The sequence below is a fragment of the Mesorhizobium kowhaii genome, from assembly GCF_042431665.1.
Taxonomy (GTDB): domain Bacteria; phylum Pseudomonadota; class Alphaproteobacteria; order Rhizobiales; family Rhizobiaceae; genus Mesorhizobium; species Mesorhizobium kowhaii.
The window spans coordinates 117619-140387 of sequence record NZ_JBHLYT010000007.1 but is presented as its reverse complement, the minus strand read 5'-3'; the positions used below and the strand labels follow the sequence as shown (position 1 = coordinate 140387).

Below are 22769 nucleotides of genomic sequence, written 5' to 3'. Positions count from 1 at the left end.
CTCCCACGCGCCGGCAGCTTGTCGGACCCCACCCTGCATTGAATGCGGAGGAACGCTTTGGGTTCCCAACGCAAGCCACCGCGGGCCACTTTTGGGCGACTTGCATTAGGGCGTGTTGAGATTCAGGTCAGGCCGAGCCGAAAGCGGTGGTTTCCGAGAACCGGAGCGGAGCGTACTTTTCGTACGTGAGTACCGGAAGCGCAGGGAATCGACGCTTGCAGGCCGGCATCACCTGAATATCAACGCAGCCTAGCCTTCCCAGGCAACAGGCTTCATCCCCAGCCGCTCGTAGAGCCGGACGGCGGCGGGGTTCTCGACCGTGTTGGTCTTGAGGTCGACATAATCAGCGCCGCGATCGCGAAAGGTGCTGAAGGCGTGCCACATCAGCGCCTCGGCAACGCCCTTGCCGCGTGCCTCGGGGTGGACGGCGAGATCCTTGACGAAGGCCGAGGTCCAGCACAGCGCCGCCGCCGCCAGCCGGCCCTTGGCGTCGATGACGAGGAAACACAGCGCCGGGTCGAATTCAGGATCGCCTGATATACGCGGCCACCACTCGTCGAACGGGCCATCGGCACCGTCGTCGAACACTTCGGTCAAGAGCGCATGCAGGGCCGCTGCGTCACCGGCCTCGAAGCAGCGCATGACAAAGCCCTCCGGCCAGTGCGGAGGAACCAACGTCTCGTCGAGGATTTTGCGCAGCCGGATATCGTTCAGAGCCGGCGGGCGCGGTTCAGGCATCGCGCTCAGGCGTCGGGCTGCAGGCGGCGCTGGCGGTCGCGGCCAAGCCCGGTCGCCTCGAGCAGGCCCTTGCGCTTGGCGTCGAAATAGTAGCCGGTCTGGTAGAGCCAGTCGGCCCGCTTGGCATTGCCGCCGGACACCAGCCAGGCGCCACGCAGATATTTGACCGCGTATTTCAAATTGGTCTCGGCATCGAACAGGCCCTTGGCCGGTCCGTCATAGCCCATGCCGCGTGCCGTCGCGTGCTTGATCTGCATCAGCCCCCAATGACCATTGTTGTAGGCTTTCGGGTTGAACGTGCTCTCACGGTTGACGACATGGCGCACCAGATCCACCGGCACCTGGTAGAGGGCGGCGTATTTGTCGATCAGCCGCTCGACGTCACCGCGCACGCCCGTCGAATATTCTTCTTGCACGGGTGCCGTCGGGAACTGGACAAGGGCCGCCGGGTTCTGCGGCACGACATAGGCAACCTGCTGGACGCCTGGCATGACTTTCCGGTTGCCCTTGGCGGTCGCCGGCATGACGAGCCCGGCGGTCGTATAGGTCTCGGCTGTCTTGACGGGCTCATTGGCAGTCGCCGGTGGCGGCGCTTGCCAGGCATTGGCGGTCATGATGGCGGGTACTGCCGGCGCTGCCGGTGTCGATCCGGCAAAGGCAGCGGTCGCTGCAGCCGGCTGGACGGCGGGATCGAGTGCCGGCGTGGTCGGGGCAGACGTCAATTCAGCCGTCTGAACGGGCGCGATTCCCGATGATTGCGGCAGCACCGAAACGGTGTCCGGCAACGGTATCGTGAAGCCGGCGTCAGCGCCGGCGGTCGTCGCTGTTTCGGTCAGAGCAGGCGCGGACTTCATCTGCGAGGTCGACGTGCAGCCGCTGATGCCGGCGGTGGCCAGGATCACGCCGATCGCGATAAGAGTGTGTTTTGCTGGCAAGCCGCGCTCGGGTCCGATTTGTCGGGTTATTAAGAAATTCCTTACACCAGCGATTCATGACCGGCAATCGGGGCCGTCAGGTGGTTTTCGGGTGGCGAGACCCTGGCCAGGATGCCATATTGTTCTGGATATGTACCGGGACGACTCCCGGTTTTCGCCACTTTGCGGAAGGAACGCATCATGGAAACGACATCTTCGATCACGGCCGGCCACGCAGTGTTAGAAACAGTGATCGGCTTCATGGGCATCGCCTGGAGCGAAAAGGGCCTGATCCGGCTCTGCCTGCCCGAACGCAGCCGCGAGGCGGTGGAGCGGCGCCTGATGCGTCACGGCGGCGTTTCCGCCTCCACCGCCCAGCCGCCATGGGTCATCGACCTGATCTCTTCGATCAAGGCCTATGCGGCCGGCGAGGACGTCGACTTCACCGGCGTACCGGTCGATCTCGACGGCGTCGACGACTTCCGCCTTGCCATCTATGACGCGGCGCGAAAGCTCGGCTATGGCGAAACCACCACCTATGGCGAGTTGGCCAAACGCGCCGGCCATGGCGGTCTGCCGCGCGAAACCGGTGCTGCCCTTGGCGCCAATCCGGTGCCGCTGGTCATCCCCTGCCACCGCATCCTTGCCGCCGGCGGCAAGATCGGCGGCTTCTCGGCGCCCGGCGGCTCGAACACCAAGGAGAAGATGCTGGCCATGGAAGGCGTGCGCGTCGGCCCGCCGCCGCCGGCGCAGGTTTCGTTCGGGTTTTGAACAGCTGCGCCAAATCCAAGCGCGGGCAAGGTGCCTAGTTTTGACGCAATTCCCTAGGGAAAGCGCTACGCGCTTTTCCCGGCAAAACCGCTTCACACTTTTCCTGGAATTGCCCTTCGTTTTGACGCAATTCCGGACGGAAAACCGCTTCACACTTTTCCTGGAATTGCTCTAGTTGTTGTGGAAGAACCGCCGGCGGAAATGCCGATCATTGTCCGGCCGCTTGCAGTTGTAGACCGGACAGGACTTCGTATCGGCGCTCGGCACGTAGGCGCGTGTCCTGACCTCGCCCATGGTGCAGAATTGCTGGCTTTGCACATAGCGGTCGTAGAGCGGCAACCCCGGCACCCGCGTCGACTGGTAGCGCAGGATGACGGCGCCCTGGCGCGCGATCGTCGACTCGACCTTGCCGCAGCTCATATGCGTCGGATCATAGCGCGAGATCGCCTGCGCCTCGGCCGCCACCAGCGTCAGGCAGGCGGCAAGCAGAATGGTTTTCATGATCCTCTCCCCTCTCCCAAAGCGAGCGGATAGAGCGCGCGAGGGCTCCGATCCTGTTGCGACGATCTCACGCGATTGGGGCGGCCATTGGGCGGCCCTTTGATCACGGCTTTCTCACGCAGTCTTGTTTTTCGTGCGAAAGCAGACTATATGCGTTCCATTGATATTTCGGCCGATCGATCCGGGCCTCGCGATATTCGCGTTTGCTGACGTCTATCTCCAAAATCTCGATACACACCGGCTGGACCTCGGTCCGGTCAATCTAAAGCAAATGTGAAGGACTATCTAAATGGCAACTGGAACGGTCAAGTGGTTCAACGCCACCAAGGGCTTCGGCTTCATCCAGCCTGACGCGGGCGGCGCGGACGTTTTCGTCCACATCTCCGCTGTCGAGCGTGCTGGACTGTCGACCCTGGTCGAAGGCCAGAAGATCAACTTCGAAATCGAGCAGGACCGCCGCACTGGCAAGTCGTCCGCTGGATCTCTGAGCAAGGCAGCCTGATTTTGCGAATGGCGCGCGCCGGGCGAGAGCCCGGGGCGGGCGGCAAGTCACGGATGTACTGACAGTCGCGCGAGAAGCGCGCCGGAGCGGAAAGACCCGACAAGCTGGATCAGCAGATAGCTGCCAGCCCGGACCGGACGCTCCCGATCAGGCTACCGAAAATGGGAAGGCGGGATTTATCCCGCCTTTTTGTTTGTCTGGGGTGAGGAGTGGTTCGCGCAGCGGACGAAAAGCCAATTGCTTGGCTTTTCGAACGACGAACGCCCGGCAGGGCGATGACGGGCAGTGCGGCGCCTCAAGGCTGCCCGCCGCGCCAGCCAAGCCCAACAATGAAAAAGGCTGGCGCTGCCCCTCATCTGGCTGCCGCCATCTTCTCCCCGTATAGTGACTGGAAGAAGGACGCTTTCGCAGAAGCTTTCGCCAGTCTCCATCGTTACTCACCCAGCCATTCCATCGGCACATGCCCCGGATCCGCTTCCACTCGGCCAAGCCAGTCTGCCACCGCTGGATAAGCATCAAGCTGGAAGCCGCCCTGCTCTGCCGTATGCGTATAGGCATAGAGCGCGATGTCGGCGACGCTGTAGGCGCCGCCAGCGAAGAAGGCATTGTTTTCCAGATACTTGTTCATCACGCCGAGCGCCTTGTTGCCGCGCTCCAGCGTCACCGCCAGCCGCTCCGGCGTCGCATCCATGGCGCGTTCGGGAAAGGTCAGCAGCGCCTTGCGCACGGCGATATAGGGCTCGTGGCTGTATTGCTCGAAGAACAGCCATTGATAGGCCAGTCCCCGCTCATATCTGTCCGCCGGCAGGAAGCGCGTGCCTTCGGCGAGATAGAGCAGGATGGCGTTGGATTCGGCCAGCCGCCGACCATCGTCGAGCTCGAGCAGCGGCACCATGGCGTTCGGGTTCTTGGCGACATAGTCCGCTTTTCGCGTCTCGCCGGTGTGCGAACTCACCTCGACATTGGTGAAGACGAGGCCAAGCTTGGCCATCAGCAGACGCGGCTTGTAGCAATTGCCGCTGTCGATCATGCTGTAAAGTATCATTGCGGTTCCCCGGTGCGCTGCCTCTGCCGCGCGATTATCGCAGCGGCGGGGTCCTCAACCAATGATTTGTTTTGGCACGACCATCAGCGCCGCTGATGTGTGAACGTATGAGGGCGCTCAAGGGCGTGTTGAGATTCAGGTCAGGCCGAGTCGAAAACGGTGGCTTCCGAGAACCGGAACGGAGCGTACTTTTGGGTACGTGAGTACCGGAAGCGCAGGAAACCGCCGTTTGCAGGCCGGCCTCACCTGAATATCAACGCGCCCTAGCCGAACAGCGGCACGACCTTGCTATCCCTGCCAAGCAGCGTGTCGACAACGAGCGGCTCTTCGTCGAAGATCGTGCCGGCCAGCGCCGGGCGGGCGAGAAGAAAACCCTGCAGCAGATCGACGCCGCCTTCGAGCGCGACGCGCAGATGGGTGGGCTGCTCGATGCCTTCGACCAGCACCTTGGCGCCGCGATCGTGCAAGGTCGAAACCAGCGGGCGGAAGAACCGTTCGGCGGCGGCATGGCGGCAGAACTCGGCGAACCAGGTGCCGTCGATCTTGACGATGTCGGGGTGGAGCAGGCTGACCCGCTCCTCGGTCGAGTGGCCGGTGCCGAAATCGTCGATGGCGATGCGGATGCCGTCGCGCCGCATTTCGCGCACCAGCCGGGTGAGAAGCGCGTCGTCGGCCGCCTGTTCGGTGATTTCGCAGACCAGCATGGCCGGCGCGAGGCCGAAATCGCCGAGATGCCTGGTCATCAGCCGGATCTCGGCCAAGGCCCGCTCGGGATGGTCGTTGATCAGCGGATTGTAGTTGAAGAACAGATCGAGCCCGTCGACGCCAATGTTGCGAAAATTCCTGAGGTGAAGCACCCGGCACATGGTCTCGACAAACAGCCGGTCCGAAGCGGCGATGCTTTCGAAAAACACCTTCGGCGCACCGGGGCGGCCGGCACGGTGCGGCTCGATCAGGGCTTCGACCGCGACAGCGTGAAGGAAGCGGCCGCGCGGCGCGAAAATCGGCTGATAGGCGCTACGCAGCCGGAACTCGCCATGGATGCCGTATTCGATGCCGACCTCGTCGGCGAAGATCGCATCGCCGACATTGCGCCGCCGCTCGGGCCTCATGGCGCCACCCTGCGCCCGAAGGCTTTCGCTTGCCGCGTCGCATGCGGTGAGGCCGGTTGGACAGGCGCGACTCCAACGACCGCGGGGGCGGGTTGCTGCGCGGTTTTGCCGAAGACGCGAAAGCTTGTCGGCGCCAGCTCGGGCCGCGCCAGCACGAAACCCTGCACCATCGACGCTCCCGATTTCTCGGCGAGTTCCAGTTGCCAGCCCTCCTCGATGCCCTCGAACACCGTGCGGATGCCTTGCTCCTCGAAACTTTTCACCATGGTGGTCAGCAGCGCGAAGCCGGCGCCGGACTCCATCAGCTGCGTGATCCAGTAGGCGTCGAACTTGACGATGTCGGGCTTGAGCTCCTTGACGCGGTTGATGTCGGAATCATCGGCGCCATAATCGTCGACGGCGATGCGAAAGCCGTTGGCCCGAAGGGCTGCGACGAAGCTGTGCAGGGTCTCCTGCGACGCCGACCGCTGCTCGGTCACCTCGCAGACCACCCGGCGCGGATCGATGCCAGCCTCATGCAGCACCAGCCGCATTTCGCGCAAGGCATTGTCGGCAACGGTGCGCTCGGTGAACACCGATGGGTCGAAATTGACGAAGATCGAGGCCTCCTGCGGCAGGCAGGCGCCGGCGTTCAGAAGATGCAGCGTCCTGGTCAGCGCCTCGACATGCAGGCGGTCAGCGGCCGGACAGGTGCTGAAAAAGCTCATCGGCGATTGCGGCTCGCCGTCGCGGAACGGCCGGATCAGCCCTTCGAACGCGGCCACCGACAGTTTGCCTTCGTTGAAGGCGAAGATCGGCTGGAAGGCGCTTTGCAGCGTGTAGATGCCCCAGACACCGGTGGAGGTGCCGTCGTCCTGACGGATGATGTGGGCAAGCCCGATGCTGCGCGACACGGTTCCTCGCTCCGCAAACTGGCGGATTAAAACTGCAATCCTGCCACGCAAGCCTCTACCGCCCGTTAATGAATTTATTGTTGCCGATCACGGGTCCTTGAGATCTGGATCAGCCGACAATGCTTGCACTGCGCGAAATCATGCGACATGAGAAGCGCCGCGGGCCGCTCCCGGCCCGCGCCGACCTTGCTTGGAGATATCTGGTCATGGCCTTTCTCGCCGACACCCTTTCCCGCGTAAAGCCTTCCGCGACTATCGCGGTGACGCAGAAGGCGCGCGAGCTGAAAAATGCCGGCCGTGACATTATCGGCCTCGGCGCCGGCGAACCGGATTTCGATACGCCCGACAACATCAAGAATGCGGCGATCGAGGCGATCCGTCGTGGCGAAACCAAGTATCCGCCGGTTTCAGGCATCGTGCCGCTGCGCGAGGCGATCGCAAAAAAGTTCAAGCGCGAGAACAATCTCGATTACAAGCCTGAGCAGACCATTGTCGGCACCGGCGGCAAGCAGATCCTGTTCAACGCCTTCATGGCGACACTGAACCCCGGCGACGAGGTCATCATCCCGCGCCCATACTGGGTCAGTTATCCCGAGATGGTGGCGATCTGCGGCGGCACATCCGTGTTTGCCGAGACCTCCATCGACAATGGCTTCAAGCTGACCGCCGCGGTGCTGGAAAAGGCGATCACGCCGCGCACAAAGTGGCTGCTGATGAACTCGCCGTCGAACCCGTCGGGTGCCGCCTATACCGAGGCTGAGTTGCGCGCGCTGGCCGACGTCCTGTTGAAGCATCCGCATGTCTGGACGCTGACCGACGACATGTACGAGCACCTGACCTATGGCGACTTCGTCTTCAAGACCATCGCCGAGGTCGAGCCGAAGCTTTACGAGCGCACGCTGACCATGAACGGCGTGTCGAAAGCCTATGCCATGACCGGCTGGCGCATCGGCTATGCCGCCGGTCCAGTCCAGCTGATCAAGGCGATGGACATGATCCAGGGCCAGCAGACGTCAGGCGCCTGCACCATCGCGCAATGGGCATCGGTCGAGGCACTGAACGGCCCGCAGGACTTCATCGCCAGGAACAAGGCGATCTTCCAGGGCCGGCGCGACCTCGTCGTGTCGATGCTCAACCAGGCGCGCGGCATCACGTGCCCGTCGCCCGAAGGCGCCTTCTATGTCTATCCGTCCTGCGCCCAGCTGATCGGCAAGAAAACCAAAGCTGGCAAGGTCATCGACACCGACGAAACCTTCTGCTCGGAACTGCTTGAGGCCGAAGGGGTCGCCGTGGTGTTCGGCTCGGCCTTCGGCCTTGGCCCGAACTTCCGCATCTCCTACGCCACATCGGAGACGCTGCTTGAGGAAGCCTGCACGCGCATCCAGCGCTTCACGGCATCGCTGACCTGATCGAGCCAGTCTTGAAATTGAAAACCCGGCTTCAGGCCGGGTTTTTGTTGGCAACGACGCCTCCCCACAGGCTCGGCACTCAGCCGCCATATTGGACTGACGTCACCTCTTCCAGCCAGTCGGCGTGGACACCGTCGAGCGCCTCCTGCATGGCGATATGCGTCATCGCCGATTTCGGCGCCGCACCGTGCCAGTGCTTTTCGCCAGGCGCGAACGAGATGACGTCGCCGGCCCTGATCTCCTGGACCGGCTCGCCCCATGTCTGGGCAAGGCCGGCGCCTAAGGTGACATAGAGCGTCTGGCCGAGCGGGTGCGTGTGCCAGTGGGTGCGTGCGCCCGGCTCGAAGCTGACCAGCGTGGCCCGCAGCCGCGCCGGCGCCTCCTTCTCGATGATCGGCGTCTGCAACACGCGGCCGGTGAAGTACTTTTCCGGCGCTATGATGGTCGGCACGCTGCCGCAGGCAATGATCTTCATCGGGGTGATCCTGGAACTGGTGAAGCGATCGGCGACAAACGCCGCCCGACATTTGAGGCAAAAACGCATTTGACGCAAAATGCATTCTCGGCCGATATCATCCCAGGCGCAACCGGCCGTTTCGTGCACCGCCGCAAGACCAGGGTTTTTCGCCCTGGCCAAGGCCGCCGGCTGCAATCGTTTCCAGGGCTATTTCTTCGGCCGGCCGGCGCCGCGCGACAAGGTTGGTCCGTTGCGCGCCGTCCATGCCGAGCCGCTGGCGCTAAGCGCCTGAGGCCACGCCGAAGAGTTTCTATTTTTCTTGCCCTGCCGGCAAACAAGTGGGACGATGACTTTGGGCAGGTGGCGAAACCAAAAGAACCCCGCCCGCGACGGTCGAACAGGCCGGCCGCCGCTCAGGACCGATTGACCACGCCTGAACCATGCATGCCAGTCGGTCCTACGGGAAACGCCTGAGTGGAGGTCAGTCATGGGTACTCGCGCCGGAGGACGACGCACGGGACCGAAATGCATTGCCATAATCGGTCCCTTCGCAAGCGGTAAGACGACACTTCTCGAAGCCATATTGGCCCGCACTGGCTCAATTCCCCGACAAAATCCCGTCTCATCGGGCAACACCGTTTCAGATCATTCGCCAGAGGCGCGCGCCCACGCGATGAGTGTCGAGGCGACCTTCGCCACCACCGAATTCATGGGCGAGCAGCTTACTTTCGTCGATTGTCCCGGCTCCATCGAATTCGCCTTCGAGGCCGAGCCGGTGCTGGCCGCCTGCGACCTCGCTGTGGTCGTTGCCGAGGCCGACGAAAAGAAGATCCCCGCCCTGCAGCTGATCATGCGCAGGCTCGACGATCTTGGCGTGCCGCGCATCCTGTTCCTCAACAAGGTCGACAAGGCAATCGCCGGCGTGCGCGACACGCTGAAGATGCTGCAGCCAGCCAGCGCCGTGCCGTTGCTGCTGCGCCAGATTCCGCTGCGCAAGGATGGCGTCGTCATCGGCTCGATCGATCTGGCGCTGGAGCGGGCCTACATCTATCGCGAATATGCCGAGAGTGAAGTGACCGAAATACCGGGCGACGACAAGGCGCGCGAACTGGAGGCGCGCTTCTCCATGCTGGAGACCCTGGCCGACCATGACGACCAGCTGATGGAACAGCTGCTCGAGGAGATCGAGCCGCCCAAGGACGCCGTCTTCGACGACCTCGCCGCCGATCTGCGCGATGGCGCGGTGACACCGGTGCTGATCGGCACCGCCGAGAAAGGCAACGGCGTGCTGCGCCTCTTGAAGGCGATCCGCCACGACGCGCCCGACATCGAGGCGACCCGCAAGCGGCTCGGCGCGCCCGACGGCGCGGCCACCGTGGCTCAGGTGATGAAGACCATCCACACGCCACATGGCGGCAAGCTGTCGGTGTCGCGCATCCTGTCCGGCCAGGTCGTCGACGGCTCCGAACTCTGGCTGCCCGGCGGCGACACGGCGAAGGTTTCCGGCATCTACCGAATGCTCGGCAAGGACCAGTTCAAGCTCACCATCGCCAAGGCCGGCGACACGGTGGCGCTGGGCAAGCTGGACGAGGTCAAGACCGGCCAGACGCTGAGTTCGGCCAAGGGCGGCATCAAGCCGTTGCTTGAGTTCGAGCCGCCGCAGCCGGTCTTCGCTTTCGCGCTGCGCCCCAAGGAGCGCAAGGACGAAGTGAAGATGTCGGCCGCCATCCAGCGGCTGGCCGAGGAAGACCCTTCGCTCAGCCTGCGCCACAACCAAGACTCGGCCGAGACCGTGCTGTCGGGCCATGGCGAGATGCATCTGCGCGTCGTGCGCGAGCGGCTGGAAGGCAAGAACCAGATCCCGGTCGAAGGCCATGCGCCGGCGGTGCCCTATCGCGAGACGATCCGCAAAGCGGCGCAGCAGCGCGGCCGTCACAAGAAACAGTCCGGAGGCCATGGCCAGTTCGGCGACGTGGTGATCGAGATCAAGCCGCTGCCGCGCGGCTCCGGCTTCCAGTTCACCGACACCATCACCGGCGGCGTCGTGCCGAAGACCTATATCCAGTCGGTCGAAACTGGCGTGCGTGACTATCTGAAGTCCGGCCCGCTCGGCTTTCCCGTCGTCGATGTCGCCGTCAACCTGTCGGACGGCTCCTACCACGCGGTTGATTCCTCCGACATGGCCTTCCAGATGGCGGCCAGGCTGGCGATGAAGGAAGGCATGGCCGCCTGCGCACCGGTGCTTCTGGAACCGGTGATGAAGGTCGAGATCGTCACGCCCTCCGACGCGACCTCGAAGATCATCGCGCTCATCCCGCAGCGGCGCGGCCAGATCCTCGGCTATGATGCGCGGCCTGACTGGCCGGGATGGGATGTCGTCGAGGCAACCATGCCGCAAGCCGAGATCGGCGACCTGATCATCGAATTGCGCTCGGCGACCGCTGGCGTCGCCAGCTACCGTGCCGTCTTCGACCACATGGCTGAACTCACCGGGCGTCTCGCCGACGAGGCGATGAACACCAACGGCAAGGCCGCCTGATTCCATCTGATGCATGTCGCCCAAAACTGCGCAGCGGTTTTGGGACAACGACATGCATGAGAACAAGGATGCCACGTTCCCCTCGAACCTCGGTTCGAGGGGCCAAATGAAAACGACGCCCGGCGGGGACCGGACGTCGTTTTATCTGCGGACCGTTTCCTTGGGAGGTAAAACGGCAGGTCCGCCGCATTGGTGCCGTCGAGCTTCGGCGGCAGAAACGGTTCGGACGCGGTAGCCGCCTGAGCCCGGGTCGTCCGAGTGATGCCCCCATCTCCCGCACGACCACACCGCGTCCTATCGTCTGGATAGCACGTGCCGGGCGTCCGTGTCATGTTACCTGAGGTTACATGTCACTGTTACGTGGCAACTCTGATGAATTTTTGAGTCGCTCCGGCAGAGCTCGGGCAACAAAAAAGCCGGATCAACGAAGATCCGGCTGAGTTTGATTGGAAGTGCCTGTTAAGGCTAACCTCCAGAGGGGAACACTCTAGGGCGCTAATGGGAGGAGAACGCGCCCAGGAGATGATCTATATATCTGCTCATCATGCCCAAGAAACAAGCATCTATTTTGCAACACACGCATGCAAAAAGACGCAGGCTGTGGTCTAACCCATTCCGAGAGCCGATAGGACCAGCAAAATCAACGAAACGGAGCGCGCGGAGACGCGATTCTCACTACAGAATCACCAATCGCGATCGGTTTCTGTCCCCAAATGCCAAAAACGCGTAATGACGTGGAAGCAGGCAGCAACCGTTCATTTCTCAGGCAGTCAGGGAGGAAGCACCCAATGCGAACGTTTTCGGCGATCGCCGGCAGCGCGGCGTTCTTCATCGCCGCACCCGGCGTGGTAGCCGGGCTGGTGCCCTGGCTGTTGACCGATCGCTGGGGCTTGCCATGGTCGAGCCTGCCGGGCTTCGTCCCTGTTGGCGGGCTCCTGATCGTCGCCGCGACAGCTGCGCTGCTGCATGCCTTCGGCCGCTTTGCGCTCGAGGGGCTGGGCACGCCCGCTCCGGTCGCGCCGACCGAGAGACTGGTGATCGGCGGCATCTACCGCCACGTCCGCAACCCGATGTATGTCGCGGTGCTGTCGATCATCGTCGGCCAGGCTCTGCTGTTCTCGAGCTGGACGCTTGCCGCCTACGCCGTCATCGGCGCGATCGCCATGGTGTCGTTCGTCAGGCTCTATGAGGAGCCGACATTGGCCCGCCGCTACGGCGCGCAATACGAAGCCTATCGCCACGCCGTGCCCGGCTGGCTGCCTCGGCTGACGCCCTGACGCGGGTGAGCCGAAGAAACCAGGCAGCGCCGTTCCAGGGCATGTCGAGATTCAGGTCAGGCCGGACCGATGACATGCCCTCAAAAAGACCAGCTTCGGGCCTTGGCAATGATGAAATCGCGAAAGACATGCAGCTTGGCCTGGTTCTTCATTGCGTCCGGATAAGCGAAATAGGTGTCGAAGGACGGCACTTCGGTCGCCGGCAGCAATTGCACCAGGTCGGAGTCCTTGCTGATCACATAGTCGGGCAGCATGGCGATGCCGGCGCCGCCCTGCACCGCACGTTTGATCGACAATATGTCGTTGATCTGCAGCGTCGGCACCCTTTGTCCGCCTTCGAAATCGCCAACCGTTTCCAGCCAGTTCAGCTCCGACAGATGCGACGGCACCGGCACGCCGAAGGTGACGATGCGATGGCTCTTCAGTTCGGCCACGGAAGCCGGCTTGCCGTGCTTGGCGACATAGGTGGGTGAGGCATAGAGGTGGAAATGCACGGTGAACAGGCGGCGTTGGATCAGGTCCGGCTGCTGCGGCTGGCGCAGCCGGATGGCGCAATCGGCCTGGCGCATGGTCAGGTCCAGTTCCTCATTGGCGAGGATCAGTTGCAGGCTGATTTCTGGATAGAGCTCGATGAACTCCTGCACCCGCTCGGTCAGCCAGCCGGCGCCCAGCCCGACGGTGGTCGTCACCCTGAGCACGCCGGAGGGGCGGTCCTTGGTCTCGGTCAGCCGCGACTTGATGGTTTCGAGCTTCATCAGCACGTCATGCGCCGTGCGGAACAGCATTTCGCCCTGCTCGGTCAGCACCAGCCCGCGGGCGTGGCGGTTGAACAGCGGCACGCCGACATCATGCTCGAGCGCGCTGACCTGCCGCGAGATCGCCGATTGCGACAGATGCAATGTCTCGGCCGCATGGGTAAACGACCCCGCCTCCGCCGCAGCGTGAAACACGCGTAGCTTGTCCCAGTCCAACGCCATGATTCCCCTCGTTCCGTTTTGGCGTCTGAATGAAAAATCAGGCTTTTACACGGCCTTTATAAGCCGCTTTCTGAACTCTCTCTACTCCGCCGCTTCGCGGAGCACTTCGATGCCGGCCAGATACTTCTCCGCCTCGAGTGCCGCCATGCAGCCGAGCCCTGCCGCCGTCACCGCCTGGCGGTAGATTTCGTCGGTCACGTCGCCCGCCGCGAACACGCCGGGAACGTCGGTGCGGGTCGAATCCGGCGCCGTCCACAGATAGCCGTTCGGCTTCTGCTTCAGCTTGCCGGCAAACAGCTCGACCGCCGGCGCGTGGCCGATGGCCACGAACACGCCGTCGACCTTGAGATGCGTTTCCTGGCCGGTCACCGCATTGCGCAACTTCAGGCCTTCGACCGAAGGCGGCAGCGGCGCCTTGCCGGGACGTCCGGTGATCTCGTCGACGATCGTGTCCCAGATGACACGGACATTGTCCTTCTTCAGGAGCCGCTCGCGCAGGATCCGCTCGGCGCGGAAATCGTTGCGCCTGTGGATGACGGTCACGCTCTTGGCCAGGTTCGACAGATAGAGCGCCTCTTCCACCGCCGAATTGCCGCCGCCGATCACCGCGACATCCTTGCCGCGGTAGAAGAAGCCGTCGCAGGTGGCGCAGGCCGAGACGCCGAAGCCCATGAAGGTCTGTTCGGTCGGAATGCCCAGCCATTTGGCTTGCGCGCCGGTGGCGATGATCAGCGCGTCGGCCGTGTAGGTGGTGCCGGAATCGCCCTTGGCGCGGAACGGTCGCACATTGAGGTCGACCTCGGTGATGATGTCGTTGATGATGTCGGTGCCGACGTGTTCGGCCTGCTTCAGCATCTGCTCCATCAGCCACGGACCCTGGATGGGGTCGGCGAAGCCGGGATAGTTCTCGACATCGGTGGTGATCATCAACTGGCCGCCCTGCTGCAGGCCGGCGACCAGCATCGGCTTCAGCATGGCGCGCGCGGCGTAGACCGCCGCCGTATAGCCGGCCGGGCCGGAACCGATGATGAGAACGGGCGCATGCTTGGTGTTCATCTGGAAGCCTCTGCGGAGGACTGCCGGCAATTGCGGCATGGAAAACTCGTCGATATCGCGCGTAATGTAAGTGTTGCCCACGACGCCAGCAAGGCAAGTTGGCATTCGTCCCCGGAAAGCTTTGTCGCACCCTGTCGCTGCTTTGATCCTCCGAAATATTCCGAGCGAGGGATGGAATGGACAGCGAAGTCGTTTAATTACAAAATCACGCAAGATTCTTGCGTGTTGCCCCTGACTTATCGAGAGCCCTCATGCCGCTCAAGGCCGATCTCGACGCCATCGACTGGAAGATCCTGCGCGAACTTCAGGCTGATGGGCGCATGACCAATGTCGAACTGTCGAACCGCGTTGGCATTTCGGCGCCGCCGTGCCTGCGCCGCGTCAAGCGGCTGGAGGAAGCCGGCATCATCCGCGGCTACCGTGCCCTGCTCAACGCGCCGGCGCTTGGCCTCGATGTCGTCGCCTTCTGCCTGATCGGCCTGCATCACCAGGCCGATGCCGAGCTGCGCACCTTTGCCGAGCGCACCCGCGGCTGGCCGATCGTGCGCGACGCCTGGATGGTGTCGGGGGAATCCGATTTCCTGCTGCATTGCGTGGCGAGCGACCTCGGTGCCTTCCAGACCTTCGTCATCGAGGAACTGACCTCGACCCCGAATGTCGACACGGTGCGCACCGCACTCACCATCCGCCGGATCAAGGACGAAGGACTGGTCTCGTTTGCACAGCCTTGAGGCCGGTGGACGGCGGCACCACATCGAGCGTGCCCGGTCGAGGCGAATTCCCGGCTTCGCCTTACCAGGGCCGCTTTCGCATTCGACAGGCTCTGGTGTAGAAAGCGGTGGCATTCTGCCTGTCATGGCCGCCATGTTGGTTTCCTAAGGCAATTTCAGGAAAGCGTGTACGGTTTTTCGTCCGGGATTGCGTAAAAAACAGTTGGCGCAAGCAGCATAATTTCCCAGAACAGTGTGCCGTAGAGTGGGATCATGACTCGATTTTCTAGCCCGGTTTCGGCGCTTATCATCTGCATGAACGAAGCCGACATGATCGGCCCTTGCCTGGAAAGCGTCGACTTCTGCGCCGAGATCATCGTCGTCGATTCAGGTTCGACGGATAACACCCTGGACGTCATTCAAGCGTTCATCGCCAAGGGCTACCCGATAAGGCTGTTTCACAACGACTGGCCGGGTTTTCCACGGCAGCGGCAATTCGCGCTTGATCAAGCGACGCAGCCATGGTGCCTTTCGATTGAAGCCGATGAGGCCGTCGACGACCTACTCAGGCAGTCGATCATGACCGTGACGCAGCCTCGGAATGACACCATCGACGGATGGTACGTAAGACGCCGCGACAAGCTGAAAGGCTATGGCTATGCGCACCGCTGGGTGCTGCACAACAGGCTGCTGCGTCTTTTCCGCCGCGACAAGGCCACCATGGACATTGACCTGCGGGTCCACGAATCGTTCGAGGTGCCGGGCGAAACCGGTACGATTGAAAATGGCGTGTTGCTGCATCGCCGCGAAATGACCATCGCGGAGGACCTGGCGAGGGCCAACAGCTACTCCGGCCTCAAGGTTGCCACGCTGGTCGAGAGAGGCAAGAAGCCCGGCTTGATAAGGCTGGTCCTGTCGCCGCTCGGCAACTTCCTGAAATTCTATCTGGCCAAGCGCTACTTCCTGTGCGGCCGGCACGGCTTCGTCTATTCGATGATGGTGATGGTGTATTCGTTCGCCACCGAGGCCAAGCTTTATGAAGCTTCGCGAGACAACGACCCGGCGTGAGCCGTCACGGCTCGCCTGACACCGCGCCGAGTGTCGCTATTGCGGCGAGCAGGCCGCCAAAATCCTCGCGATCGCGCCAGGGCCTGACCGCGAAGCCCGATTGAACAACCGCTTCGCCGTCGACCAGCCAGCCCTGCGAGAGGCCGGCACGCTGTCCCGCCTCCATGTCCGCCGGCTTGTCGCCGACGATCAGCGAGCGCTGCAGATCGAGCCCGAAACGTCTGCCCGCCTCCAGCAGCATGCCCGGATTGGGCTTGCGCATCGGATGATCGGCGATCGCAAGCGGCCCCTCGCCCGCCTCGTGATAGGCGCAGGCGAGGACCATATCCACGAACGCGTTGTCGGCGCGCAGCAGGTCGAGCACGCAGCCGTTGACGGCGGCGAAATCGCCCCAGCCGTAATAACCGCGCGCAATGCCCGACTGGTTGGTGACGATGATGACGGGAATGCCGGCCCGATTGGCGGCACCGATCGCCGCAGCGATATCCTCGCGCAGCACCATTTCGGCCGGATCATCGGGATAGCCGGTATCGACATTGATGGTGCCGTCGCGGTCAAGGAACAGCGCCGGAGTGCCGGCGGGAAACATCTTCGAGCCGACCCGCTCGACCCACAGGCCGGGCTCCTGGAGCGGATAGGGTTCGGGCTTCACGACAGCGTCCCGTCAGCCATTGCTGAGACGCGCTTCGACCACTTCGCACAGATGGTGATAGAGGCACAGATGCCCCTGCTGGATGATCGGCGTCGAGGTCGAGGGCACGTTGAGCAGGATGTCGGACAGCGGCTTGAGCTTGCCGCCGGTGTCGCCGGTCAGGCCGATCACCGTCATGTCCATCATCCGCGCCTGTTCGGCGGCGGCGAGAATGCTCGGCGAATTGCCGCTGGTCGAGATTGCCAGCAGCACGCCGCCCGCCGAGCCATGCGCCTCGACCTGGCGCGAAAACACCGTGTCGAAGCCATAATCATTGCCCCAGGCGGTCAGCACCGCGGCATTGGCCGGCAGCGCGATGACATTGTAGGCCTTGCGCTCCTTGAGGAAGCGGCCGACCAGTTCGCCGGCGATGTGGATGGCATCGCTGGCCGAGCCGCCATTGCCGCAGATCAGGAAGGCTTTGCCCTGCGAAAGAGCCGTCACGACGGCGCTCACTGCCCGCTCCATCTCGTTGGTCAGGTCGCGCTCGACCATGGCGGAAATCGCGGCCGCCGAGCGGACCAGGTAGTCGTTCAAGTCAGACATGAATTCCTCAGTTGGTGGTGCCGCCAGCGCGCAATTTGCCAATGGTGCTGGTGGTGCTTTTGCCGGCGACGAGATCGACCAGCACGACGCGTCCGCCCGCTTTCTTCACCACATCGGCACCGACCACGGTGTCGATCGTGTAGTCGGCGCCCTTGACCAATATGTCGGGCAGCAGCACTTCAATCAGCGCCAAGGGCGTGTCTTCCTCGAACACCACGACCGCATCGACCGAGGCAAGGGCTGCGAGCACGCAGGCGCGGTCATGCTGGTCGTTGACCGGCCGCCCGGCACCCTTCAGCCGCCGCACCGAGGCATCGCTGTTGAGGCCGAGCACCAGCCGGTCGCACTGGCTGCGCGCCGCGTGCAAGAGACTGACATGACCGGCATGCAGGATGTCGAAGCAGCCATTGGTGAAGCCGACGCTCAAGCCCTCTTCCTTCCACGCCGCCACCATGCGTGCGGCTGACGTGGCATCGAGGATGGCGTCCTTGTGGGCGGTCGGCCCGTGCGAGCGGAACAGCGCACCGGTGAGTTCCTCGACCGTCAGCCGCGCTGTGCCGCGTTTTCCCACCACGACGCCGCCGGCGGCATTGGCGATCGAGGCCGCCGCGACGGGGTCGGCACCGGCCGCCAGCGCCAATGCAAAGCTCGCGATCACCGTATCGCCGGCGCCCGAAACGTCGAACACTTCGCGCGCCTGGGTCGCGATGTGGCGCGCCTCGGTCGGGCCGACCACGCTCATGCCCTTTTCGCTGCGCGTCGCAACGACGAAGTCGAAGCCATGCGCTGAAATCAGCTGGCGTGCCGCCGCCACGATCTCGTCATCGGCGAATACCGCATGGCCGACGGCTTCGCCAAGTTCCTTGCGATTGGGGGTGATGGCGGTCGCTCCGGCATAGCGCGCATAGTCGCGGCCCTTCGGATCGACCAGCACCGGCTTTCCCGCCTCGCGGCAGATGGCGATCAGGTCGCCGGCGACGCCGTCGAGCAATATGCCCTTGCCGTAGTCGGACAGGATGACGATGTCGGCGCGCGTCAGCGCCGCGCGGAAATGCTGGATCAGGCCGGCGCGCTCCGCGGCGCCGAGCGGCTTGATCTCCTCCTCGTCGAAGCGCAGCACCTGCTGGTTGAGCGCGCTGAAGCGGCTCTTCGACGAGGTCATGCGGCCACGCTCCTGCGCCAGACCCGCCGTGTCGGCGCCGAGTTCGCGCAGCATGCGCACAAGATTGTCGCCGGCGGCGTCAGTGCCGATCACCGACACGGGAACCGCGGATGCGCCGAGCGAGACGATGTTGGCGACGACATTGCCGGCGCCGCCCATCGTCGAGGTTTCGCCGCGCCCGTGCAGCACCGGGATCGGCGCTTCCGGCGAGATCCGTTCGATGACGCCATTGACGAAACGGTCGAGGATGAAGTCGCCGACCACCAGCACGGTGGCCTGGCCGAACCGCGCAATGGCGCGGTGCAGGGGTTCGGGAGAAGGCGGATTGTGCTTGATCATGTCACTGGCAACGCTTGGAAAAGGCCGATTTCAATCTTGCAGGGTATCATCAATCGACGGGCCGGATCGTTCATGGCGAAGCCGATATACCGCAAATCCACGCAGCGCAACGGCTGGCCATGGCCGCGATGGCCCAGGCGGTCAGCTCTTCTGCAAGGCGACATGGACACCCAGCCCGACCAGCACCGCGCCGCCGGCCCGCTGCATCAGGCGCTGTGCGCGGCTCGAACGCCGCAGCCGGCCGATCACGGCACCCGCCAGGAACACGCAGACGACATCTGCCGAAGAAAACATCAGATTGACGATGGTGCCCAACACGACGAACTGCAGCCAGACCGGAAATGCCGCCGAGGCATCGATGAACTGCGGCAGGAAGGCCATGAAGAAGATTGCCGTCTTCGGATTGAGCACCTCGACGGTGATGCTCTCGAAAAAGGCGCGCCGCGCCGATTTCCGCTCGATCGCGGGCAGCGCCGCATCGCCCTCCACGCGCTTGCGGAACAGCGAGACGCCGAGCCAGATCAGGTAGAGCGCGCCGACCAGCTTGACCGCCATGTAGAGCGTCGGCACGGCGTGGAACAGCACCGACAGGCCGGCGGCAGCGGCGAAGACATGCACGTAGCCGCCCAAGTGGATGCCAAGCGCCGCGGTCAGCCCGGACCAGCGGCCGCGCGCCATCGTCTGCGCTGCGGCATAGAGCATGGCCGGGCCGGGAATGTAGGCGAAGATCGCCGTGGTGGCGAAAAACGCGATGAGCAGTTCGGTCGACGGCATTCTTTGTCCCTCACGATCATGCCGGGCTGCACAAACCGACTGAAGCGGAAGCTTTGCGGCGCCACTGTGACATCCGCTCCGTTGCCTGCTTTATCGACAGCCCACCTTGCCTCCCTTATAAGGGCCGGAATCGGCAAGCGAAACGCGTATCAGGGCCAACAACATGATCATCGTCACGGGCGGCGCCGGCATGATCGGCTCCAACATCGTCGCCGCGCTCAACGCCGAAGGCCATGACGACATCCTGGTCGTCGACGACCTTACCGACGGCCACAAAATTTCCAATCTCGCCGATTTGCGGATAGCCGACTATCTCGACAAGGACGATTTGCTGCCCCGCATGGAGGCAGGCTCGCTCGGCCGCATCGAGGCCGTCTTCCACCAGGGCGCCTGCTCGACCACCACCGAATGGAACGGCAAGTTCATGATGGAGGTGAACTACGCCTTCTCGAAACGGCTGCTGCATGCCAGCCAGGCGCTGCGCGTGCCCTTCCTCTACGCTTCCTCGGCCTCCGTTTACGGCGGCGGCGCCGATTTTCGCGAGGACCCGGCGCTGGAGCGGCCGCTTAACGTCTATGCCTATTCCAAGAAGCTGTTCGACGACTATGTCAGGCGCACCATCTTCGATACCGACCATTCGCAGGTTGCAGGCCTGCGCTACTTCAACGTCTATGGCCCGCGCGAGGCGCACAAGGGCGCCATGGCTTCGGTCGCCTTCCATCTGTTCAACCAGGTCGAACGGGGCGAGAACCCAAAACTGTTCGGCGCCTATGATGGGTTCGGACCCGGCGAACAAAGCCGCGACTTCATCCATGTCGGCGATGTCGCCGACGTCAATCTGTGGCTGTGGAAGCGCGGCTCGAGTGGCATCTTCAATTGCGGCACCGGCCGCGCCCAGCCGTTCCGCGCCATCGCCGAAACGGTGATCGACACGTTGGGTAAAGGCGAGATCGAGTTCATCGAATTCCCCGACCATCTCAAGGGCAGCTACCAGAGCTTTACACAAGCTGATATGTCCCGTTTGCGCGCAGTCGGTTACAATGGCCAATTCCGGACAGTGGAAACCGGTGTCAGAGACTATGTCGAATGGCTGAAAGCCCAACGATCCTCGTGATCGGCCCACGCTGGGTGGGCGACATGGTGATGGCGCAGTGCCTGTTTTCGGCGCTGAAAGAGCTGCATCCCAACGCAGCGATCGATGTGCTGGCGCCGGCCTGGGCCGCACCGCTGGTCAAGCGCATGCCCGAAATCCGCCAGCAGATCGACTTTCCGCTGAAACCCGGCGCGCTCGAATTCACCCATCGCCGCCGCTTCGGCCGCTTGCTGCGCGGCCGCTACGACATGGCCTATGTCCTGCCGGGCAGCTGGAAATCGGCGCTGATTCCGTTCTTTGCCCGCATTCCGCGCCGTTTCGGTCATTTGCGCGAAATGCGCTATGGCCTGTTGACCGACATCGTGCCGCTGCCCGACAGCGTCAAACGACGCACGGCGCAGGCCTATTTCGGCCTCGCCCAGGGCGGCAGCTTCCGGGCGCCACGCCTGACCGTGGACGCGAAAAACCAGGTCGCCCTGCTCGACCGCTTCGGGCTGGCGCCGCAGAAATTCGTCGCCCTGATGCCCGGCGCCGAGTTCGGCCCGGCCAAGCGCTGGCCGAGCGAAAGCTATGCCGGGCTTGCCCGTGATTTTATGGCGAAGGGTTTGAAGGTCGCGCTGTTCGGCTCGAAGAACGACCGCGACGTGACGGCGGAGATAGCCGCCCTCGCCCCCGGCGTTGTCGACCTCGCCGGCCAGACGCGGCTGGAGGACGCCATCGACCTCATCTCAGTGGCAAGGCTGGCGGTGTCCAACGACAGCGGGCTGATGCATGTCGCCGCCGCCGTCGGCACGCCGATCGTTGCCGTCTATGGCTCGACCTCGCCGCAAAATACACCGCCGCTGGCCGAACGGCGCGAACTGGTCTGGCTCGGCCTGTCCTGTTCGCCTTGCCACCAGAAGGTCTGCCCGCTCGGCCACCTCAACTGCCTGAAGACGCTTGAAGTCGGGCAGGTCGCGGCGGCGGCGAAACGCCTGCTGGAAATCCCGGCAGCCGCATGAAGGTCCTCATCGTCAAGACGTCGTCGATGGGCGATGTCATCCACACCTTTCCGGCCGTCGAGGATGCCCGCCTTGTCAGGCCGGACGTATCCTTCGACTGGTGCGTGGAAGAGGCATTCGCCGGCATCGTGGCGCTGCATCCGGCGATCGACAGTATCCACACGGTGGCGATCCGGCGTTGGCGCAAGGCACTGCTCGACGGCGGCACCTGGCGCGAGGCGGCCGCCTTGCGCCGCACCTTGCGCGAATGCCGCTATGACCTCGTCATCGATGCGCAGGGCCTGCTGAAATCAGCCCTGGTGGCACGACAGGCGGGCGCACCGATCGCCGGCTTCGACCGGTCGAGCGCGCGCGAACCTTCAGCGACGCTGTTCTACGACGTCACCTACGCCGTGCCGCGCGACCTGCACGCCATCGAACGAACGCGGCGGCTGTTCGGGCTGGCGCTTGGCTATCAGCCCGATCTTTCGAGACTGGACTCCGGCATCGTCCCGCCGCCCGGCAATCTGGCCGGCATCGCCGGAAAAATCGCCTTCCTGCTGCACGGCACCAGCCGTGAGGACAAGAAATGGCCGGTCCAAGACTGGATCGAAACCGCCCGCCTGCTGGTTGAAAGAGAAATGACGCCGGTCACCACATGGTCGAACGAGTGTGAAAAGGCGGCGGCCGAAGCGATCGCGAACGCCGTACCGCCAACGATCGTAGTCCCAAAATCACCACTGGCCGACATCGCCGCGATCATCGGCCGCTCGACGCTGGTCGTCGGCGCCGACACCGGGCTGACCCATCTCGCCAGCGCCTTCGGTCTGCCGACGGTTGCGGTTTTTCTTGCCACCGAGCCCGGCCTCACCGGCCCGCGCGGGCCCTATGCGTCGACGCTCTTGGCCGCACCCGGGGAGCGTATTGCGCCGGCGGAAGTGGTGGGCGAGGCAGAGAGGCTGCTGGAGCTTGGTCGGACCAGTACCGGCAGAGATTGATTTATTCCATCAATTCAATTGGAAACGTTGGCGCCGCCCCTCATTGCCCTGCCGGGCATTTCTCCCCGTATAGTGACGGGGAGAAAGAAGCTGGCCGCAACGCCAACGCCTTACTTGCAACGCTAAAAATTGGCGAAATTATTGATGAAGGCGTCCTTCTCCCCGTTCACGGTGAGAAGATGGCGGCAGCCAGATGAGGGGCGGCGCGGCGTTTGAG

General features: G+C 63.4%; 25 protein-coding genes. 12 read left to right on the top strand and 13 right to left on the bottom strand.

Features of this window, described 5'->3' with window-relative positions; all coding sequences use genetic code 11:
* Positions 1–249: 249 nt before the first annotated feature.
* Positions 250–738: a GNAT family N-acetyltransferase gene (locus ACFFNA_RS09180; protein WP_378917558.1), complete on the bottom strand. Its 489-nt coding sequence runs from the start codon at positions 736–738 to the stop codon at positions 250–252.
* Positions 739–743: 5 nt separating this feature from the next.
* Positions 744–1673, bottom strand: a complete 930-nt coding sequence (locus ACFFNA_RS09175; protein WP_378917557.1) for a transglycosylase SLT domain-containing protein — start codon at positions 1671–1673, stop codon at positions 744–746.
* 180 nt (positions 1674–1853) lie between these two features.
* On the opposite strand from ACFFNA_RS09175, the gene ACFFNA_RS09170 reads away from it, so the two are divergent.
* A complete protein-coding gene (locus ACFFNA_RS09170) occupies positions 1854–2423 on the top strand; it encodes a methylated-DNA--[protein]-cysteine S-methyltransferase (protein ID WP_378917556.1) in 570 nt (189 codons plus the stop codon).
* 171 nt (positions 2424–2594) lie between these two features.
* Here the strand turns inward: ACFFNA_RS09170 and ACFFNA_RS09165 are convergent, their stop codons facing one another.
* Positions 2595–2924 (bottom strand): hypothetical protein, encoded by a 330-nt coding sequence (locus ACFFNA_RS09165; RefSeq protein ID WP_378917555.1) that lies wholly within the window; start codon positions 2922–2924, stop codon positions 2595–2597.
* Positions 2925–3213: 289 nt separating this feature from the next.
* Between ACFFNA_RS09165 and ACFFNA_RS09160 the strand changes: the two genes are divergently transcribed.
* On the top strand, positions 3214–3426 hold the full coding sequence (locus ACFFNA_RS09160) for a cold-shock protein (protein ID WP_010910991.1): 213 nt from the start codon (positions 3214–3216) through the stop codon (positions 3424–3426).
* A gap of 433 nt (positions 3427–3859) precedes the next feature.
* Here ACFFNA_RS09160 and ACFFNA_RS09155 read toward each other — a convergent pair whose 3' ends face one another.
* The 3 genes from ACFFNA_RS09155 to ACFFNA_RS09145 form a co-directional block, all read right to left on the bottom strand.
* Positions 3860–4471, bottom strand: a complete 612-nt coding sequence (locus ACFFNA_RS09155) for a glutathione S-transferase family protein (protein ID WP_378917551.1) — start codon at positions 4469–4471, stop codon at positions 3860–3862.
* 263 nt (positions 4472–4734) lie between these two features.
* A complete protein-coding gene (locus ACFFNA_RS09150) occupies positions 4735–5583 on the bottom strand; it encodes an EAL domain-containing protein (RefSeq protein ID WP_378917549.1) in 849 nt (282 codons plus the stop codon).
* Positions 5580–6476 (bottom strand): EAL domain-containing protein, encoded by an 897-nt coding sequence (locus ACFFNA_RS09145; RefSeq protein ID WP_378917547.1) that lies wholly within the window; start codon positions 6474–6476, stop codon positions 5580–5582. The genes ACFFNA_RS09150 and ACFFNA_RS09145 overlap by 4 nt, the downstream gene beginning before the upstream one ends.
* A 206-nt stretch (positions 6477–6682) precedes the next feature.
* Between ACFFNA_RS09145 and ACFFNA_RS09140 the strand changes: the two genes are divergently transcribed.
* The gene (locus ACFFNA_RS09140; RefSeq protein ID WP_378917545.1) at positions 6683–7885 is read left to right on the top strand and encodes a pyridoxal phosphate-dependent aminotransferase; all 1203 of its coding nucleotides are present in this window, start codon (positions 6683–6685) and stop codon (positions 7883–7885) included.
* 79 nt (positions 7886–7964) lie between these two features.
* On the opposite strand, the gene ACFFNA_RS09135 is transcribed toward ACFFNA_RS09140, so the two are convergent.
* On the bottom strand, positions 7965–8360 hold the full coding sequence (locus ACFFNA_RS09135; RefSeq protein ID WP_378917543.1) for a (R)-mandelonitrile lyase: 396 nt from the start codon (positions 8358–8360) through the stop codon (positions 7965–7967).
* 79 nt (positions 8361–8439) lie between these two features.
* Here ACFFNA_RS09135 and ACFFNA_RS09130 point away from each other — a divergent pair, with 79 nt between their 5' ends.
* The 3 genes from ACFFNA_RS09130 to ACFFNA_RS09120 all read left to right on the top strand — a co-directional run bounded on the left by ACFFNA_RS09130 (position 8440) and on the right by ACFFNA_RS09120 (position 12158).
* Positions 8440–8634, top strand: coding sequence for a hypothetical protein (locus ACFFNA_RS09130; protein ID WP_378917541.1), 195 nt, complete (start codon positions 8440–8442; stop codon positions 8632–8634).
* A gap of 195 nt (positions 8635–8829) precedes the next feature.
* Positions 8830–10881 (top strand): elongation factor G, encoded by a 2052-nt coding sequence (locus ACFFNA_RS09125; RefSeq protein WP_111542954.1) that lies wholly within the window; start codon positions 8830–8832, stop codon positions 10879–10881.
* A gap of 788 nt (positions 10882–11669) precedes the next feature.
* A complete protein-coding gene (locus ACFFNA_RS09120; protein WP_378917539.1) occupies positions 11670–12158 on the top strand; it encodes a methyltransferase family protein in 489 nt (162 codons plus the stop codon).
* A gap of 80 nt (positions 12159–12238) precedes the next feature.
* Here ACFFNA_RS09120 and ACFFNA_RS09115 read toward each other — a convergent pair whose 3' ends face one another.
* Positions 12239–13135: a LysR family transcriptional regulator gene (locus ACFFNA_RS09115; RefSeq protein WP_111542951.1), complete on the bottom strand. Its 897-nt coding sequence runs from the start codon at positions 13133–13135 to the stop codon at positions 12239–12241.
* Between the two features lie 81 nt (positions 13136–13216).
* The gene (gene trxB, locus ACFFNA_RS09110) at positions 13217–14191 is read right to left on the bottom strand and encodes a thioredoxin-disulfide reductase (protein ID WP_378917536.1); all 975 of its coding nucleotides are present in this window, start codon (positions 14189–14191) and stop codon (positions 13217–13219) included.
* A gap of 251 nt (positions 14192–14442) precedes the next feature.
* Between trxB and ACFFNA_RS09105 the strand changes: the two genes are divergently transcribed.
* Both ACFFNA_RS09105 and ACFFNA_RS09100 read left to right on the top strand, forming a co-directional pair.
* Complete coding sequence (locus ACFFNA_RS09105; protein ID WP_111542950.1) at positions 14443–14922, top strand: Lrp/AsnC family transcriptional regulator; 480 nt, start codon at positions 14443–14445, stop codon at positions 14920–14922.
* Between the two features lie 252 nt (positions 14923–15174).
* Positions 15175–15969, top strand: a complete 795-nt coding sequence (locus ACFFNA_RS09100; RefSeq protein ID WP_378917534.1) for a glycosyltransferase family 2 protein — start codon at positions 15175–15177, stop codon at positions 15967–15969.
* A gap of 4 nt (positions 15970–15973) precedes the next feature.
* On the opposite strand, the gene ACFFNA_RS09095 is transcribed toward ACFFNA_RS09100, so the two are convergent.
* The 4 genes from ACFFNA_RS09095 to ACFFNA_RS09080 all read right to left on the bottom strand — a co-directional run bounded on the left by ACFFNA_RS09095 (position 15974) and on the right by ACFFNA_RS09080 (position 19481).
* Positions 15974–16621: an HAD-IIIA family hydrolase gene (locus tag ACFFNA_RS09095; protein WP_378917532.1), complete on the bottom strand. Its 648-nt coding sequence runs from the start codon at positions 16619–16621 to the stop codon at positions 15974–15976.
* A 12-nt stretch (positions 16622–16633) separates the two neighbouring features.
* Positions 16634–17206, bottom strand: coding sequence for a D-sedoheptulose-7-phosphate isomerase (locus tag ACFFNA_RS09090; protein ID WP_378917530.1), 573 nt, complete (start codon positions 17204–17206; stop codon positions 16634–16636).
* 7 nt (positions 17207–17213) lie between these two features.
* On the bottom strand, positions 17214–18707 hold the full coding sequence (rfaE1, locus tag ACFFNA_RS09085; RefSeq protein ID WP_378917528.1) for a D-glycero-beta-D-manno-heptose-7-phosphate kinase: 1494 nt from the start codon (positions 18705–18707) through the stop codon (positions 17214–17216).
* 141 nt (positions 18708–18848) lie between these two features.
* Complete coding sequence (locus ACFFNA_RS09080; protein WP_111542946.1) at positions 18849–19481, bottom strand: LysE family translocator; 633 nt, start codon at positions 19479–19481, stop codon at positions 18849–18851.
* A 163-nt stretch (positions 19482–19644) separates the two neighbouring features.
* On the opposite strand from ACFFNA_RS09080, the gene rfaD reads away from it, so the two are divergent.
* The 4 genes from rfaD to ACFFNA_RS09060 are packed head-to-tail and all read left to right on the top strand — an operon-like array spanning position 19645 to position 22749.
* A complete protein-coding gene (rfaD, locus tag ACFFNA_RS09075) occupies positions 19645–20595 on the top strand; it encodes an ADP-glyceromanno-heptose 6-epimerase (protein ID WP_378917526.1) in 951 nt (316 codons plus the stop codon).
* On the top strand, positions 20568–21575 hold the full coding sequence (gene waaF, locus ACFFNA_RS09070; RefSeq protein ID WP_378917524.1) for a lipopolysaccharide heptosyltransferase II: 1008 nt from the start codon (positions 20568–20570) through the stop codon (positions 21573–21575). Before rfaD ends, waaF begins: the two co-directional genes overlap by 28 nt.
* A complete protein-coding gene (waaC, locus tag ACFFNA_RS09065; protein ID WP_378917522.1) occupies positions 21572–22552 on the top strand; it encodes a lipopolysaccharide heptosyltransferase I in 981 nt (326 codons plus the stop codon). The genes waaF and waaC overlap by 4 nt, the downstream gene beginning before the upstream one ends.
* Complete coding sequence (locus tag ACFFNA_RS09060; RefSeq protein ID WP_378917520.1) at positions 22549–22749, top strand: hypothetical protein; 201 nt, start codon at positions 22549–22551, stop codon at positions 22747–22749. The genes waaC and ACFFNA_RS09060 overlap by 4 nt, the downstream gene beginning before the upstream one ends.
* The last annotated feature ends 20 nt before the right edge of the window (positions 22750–22769 follow it).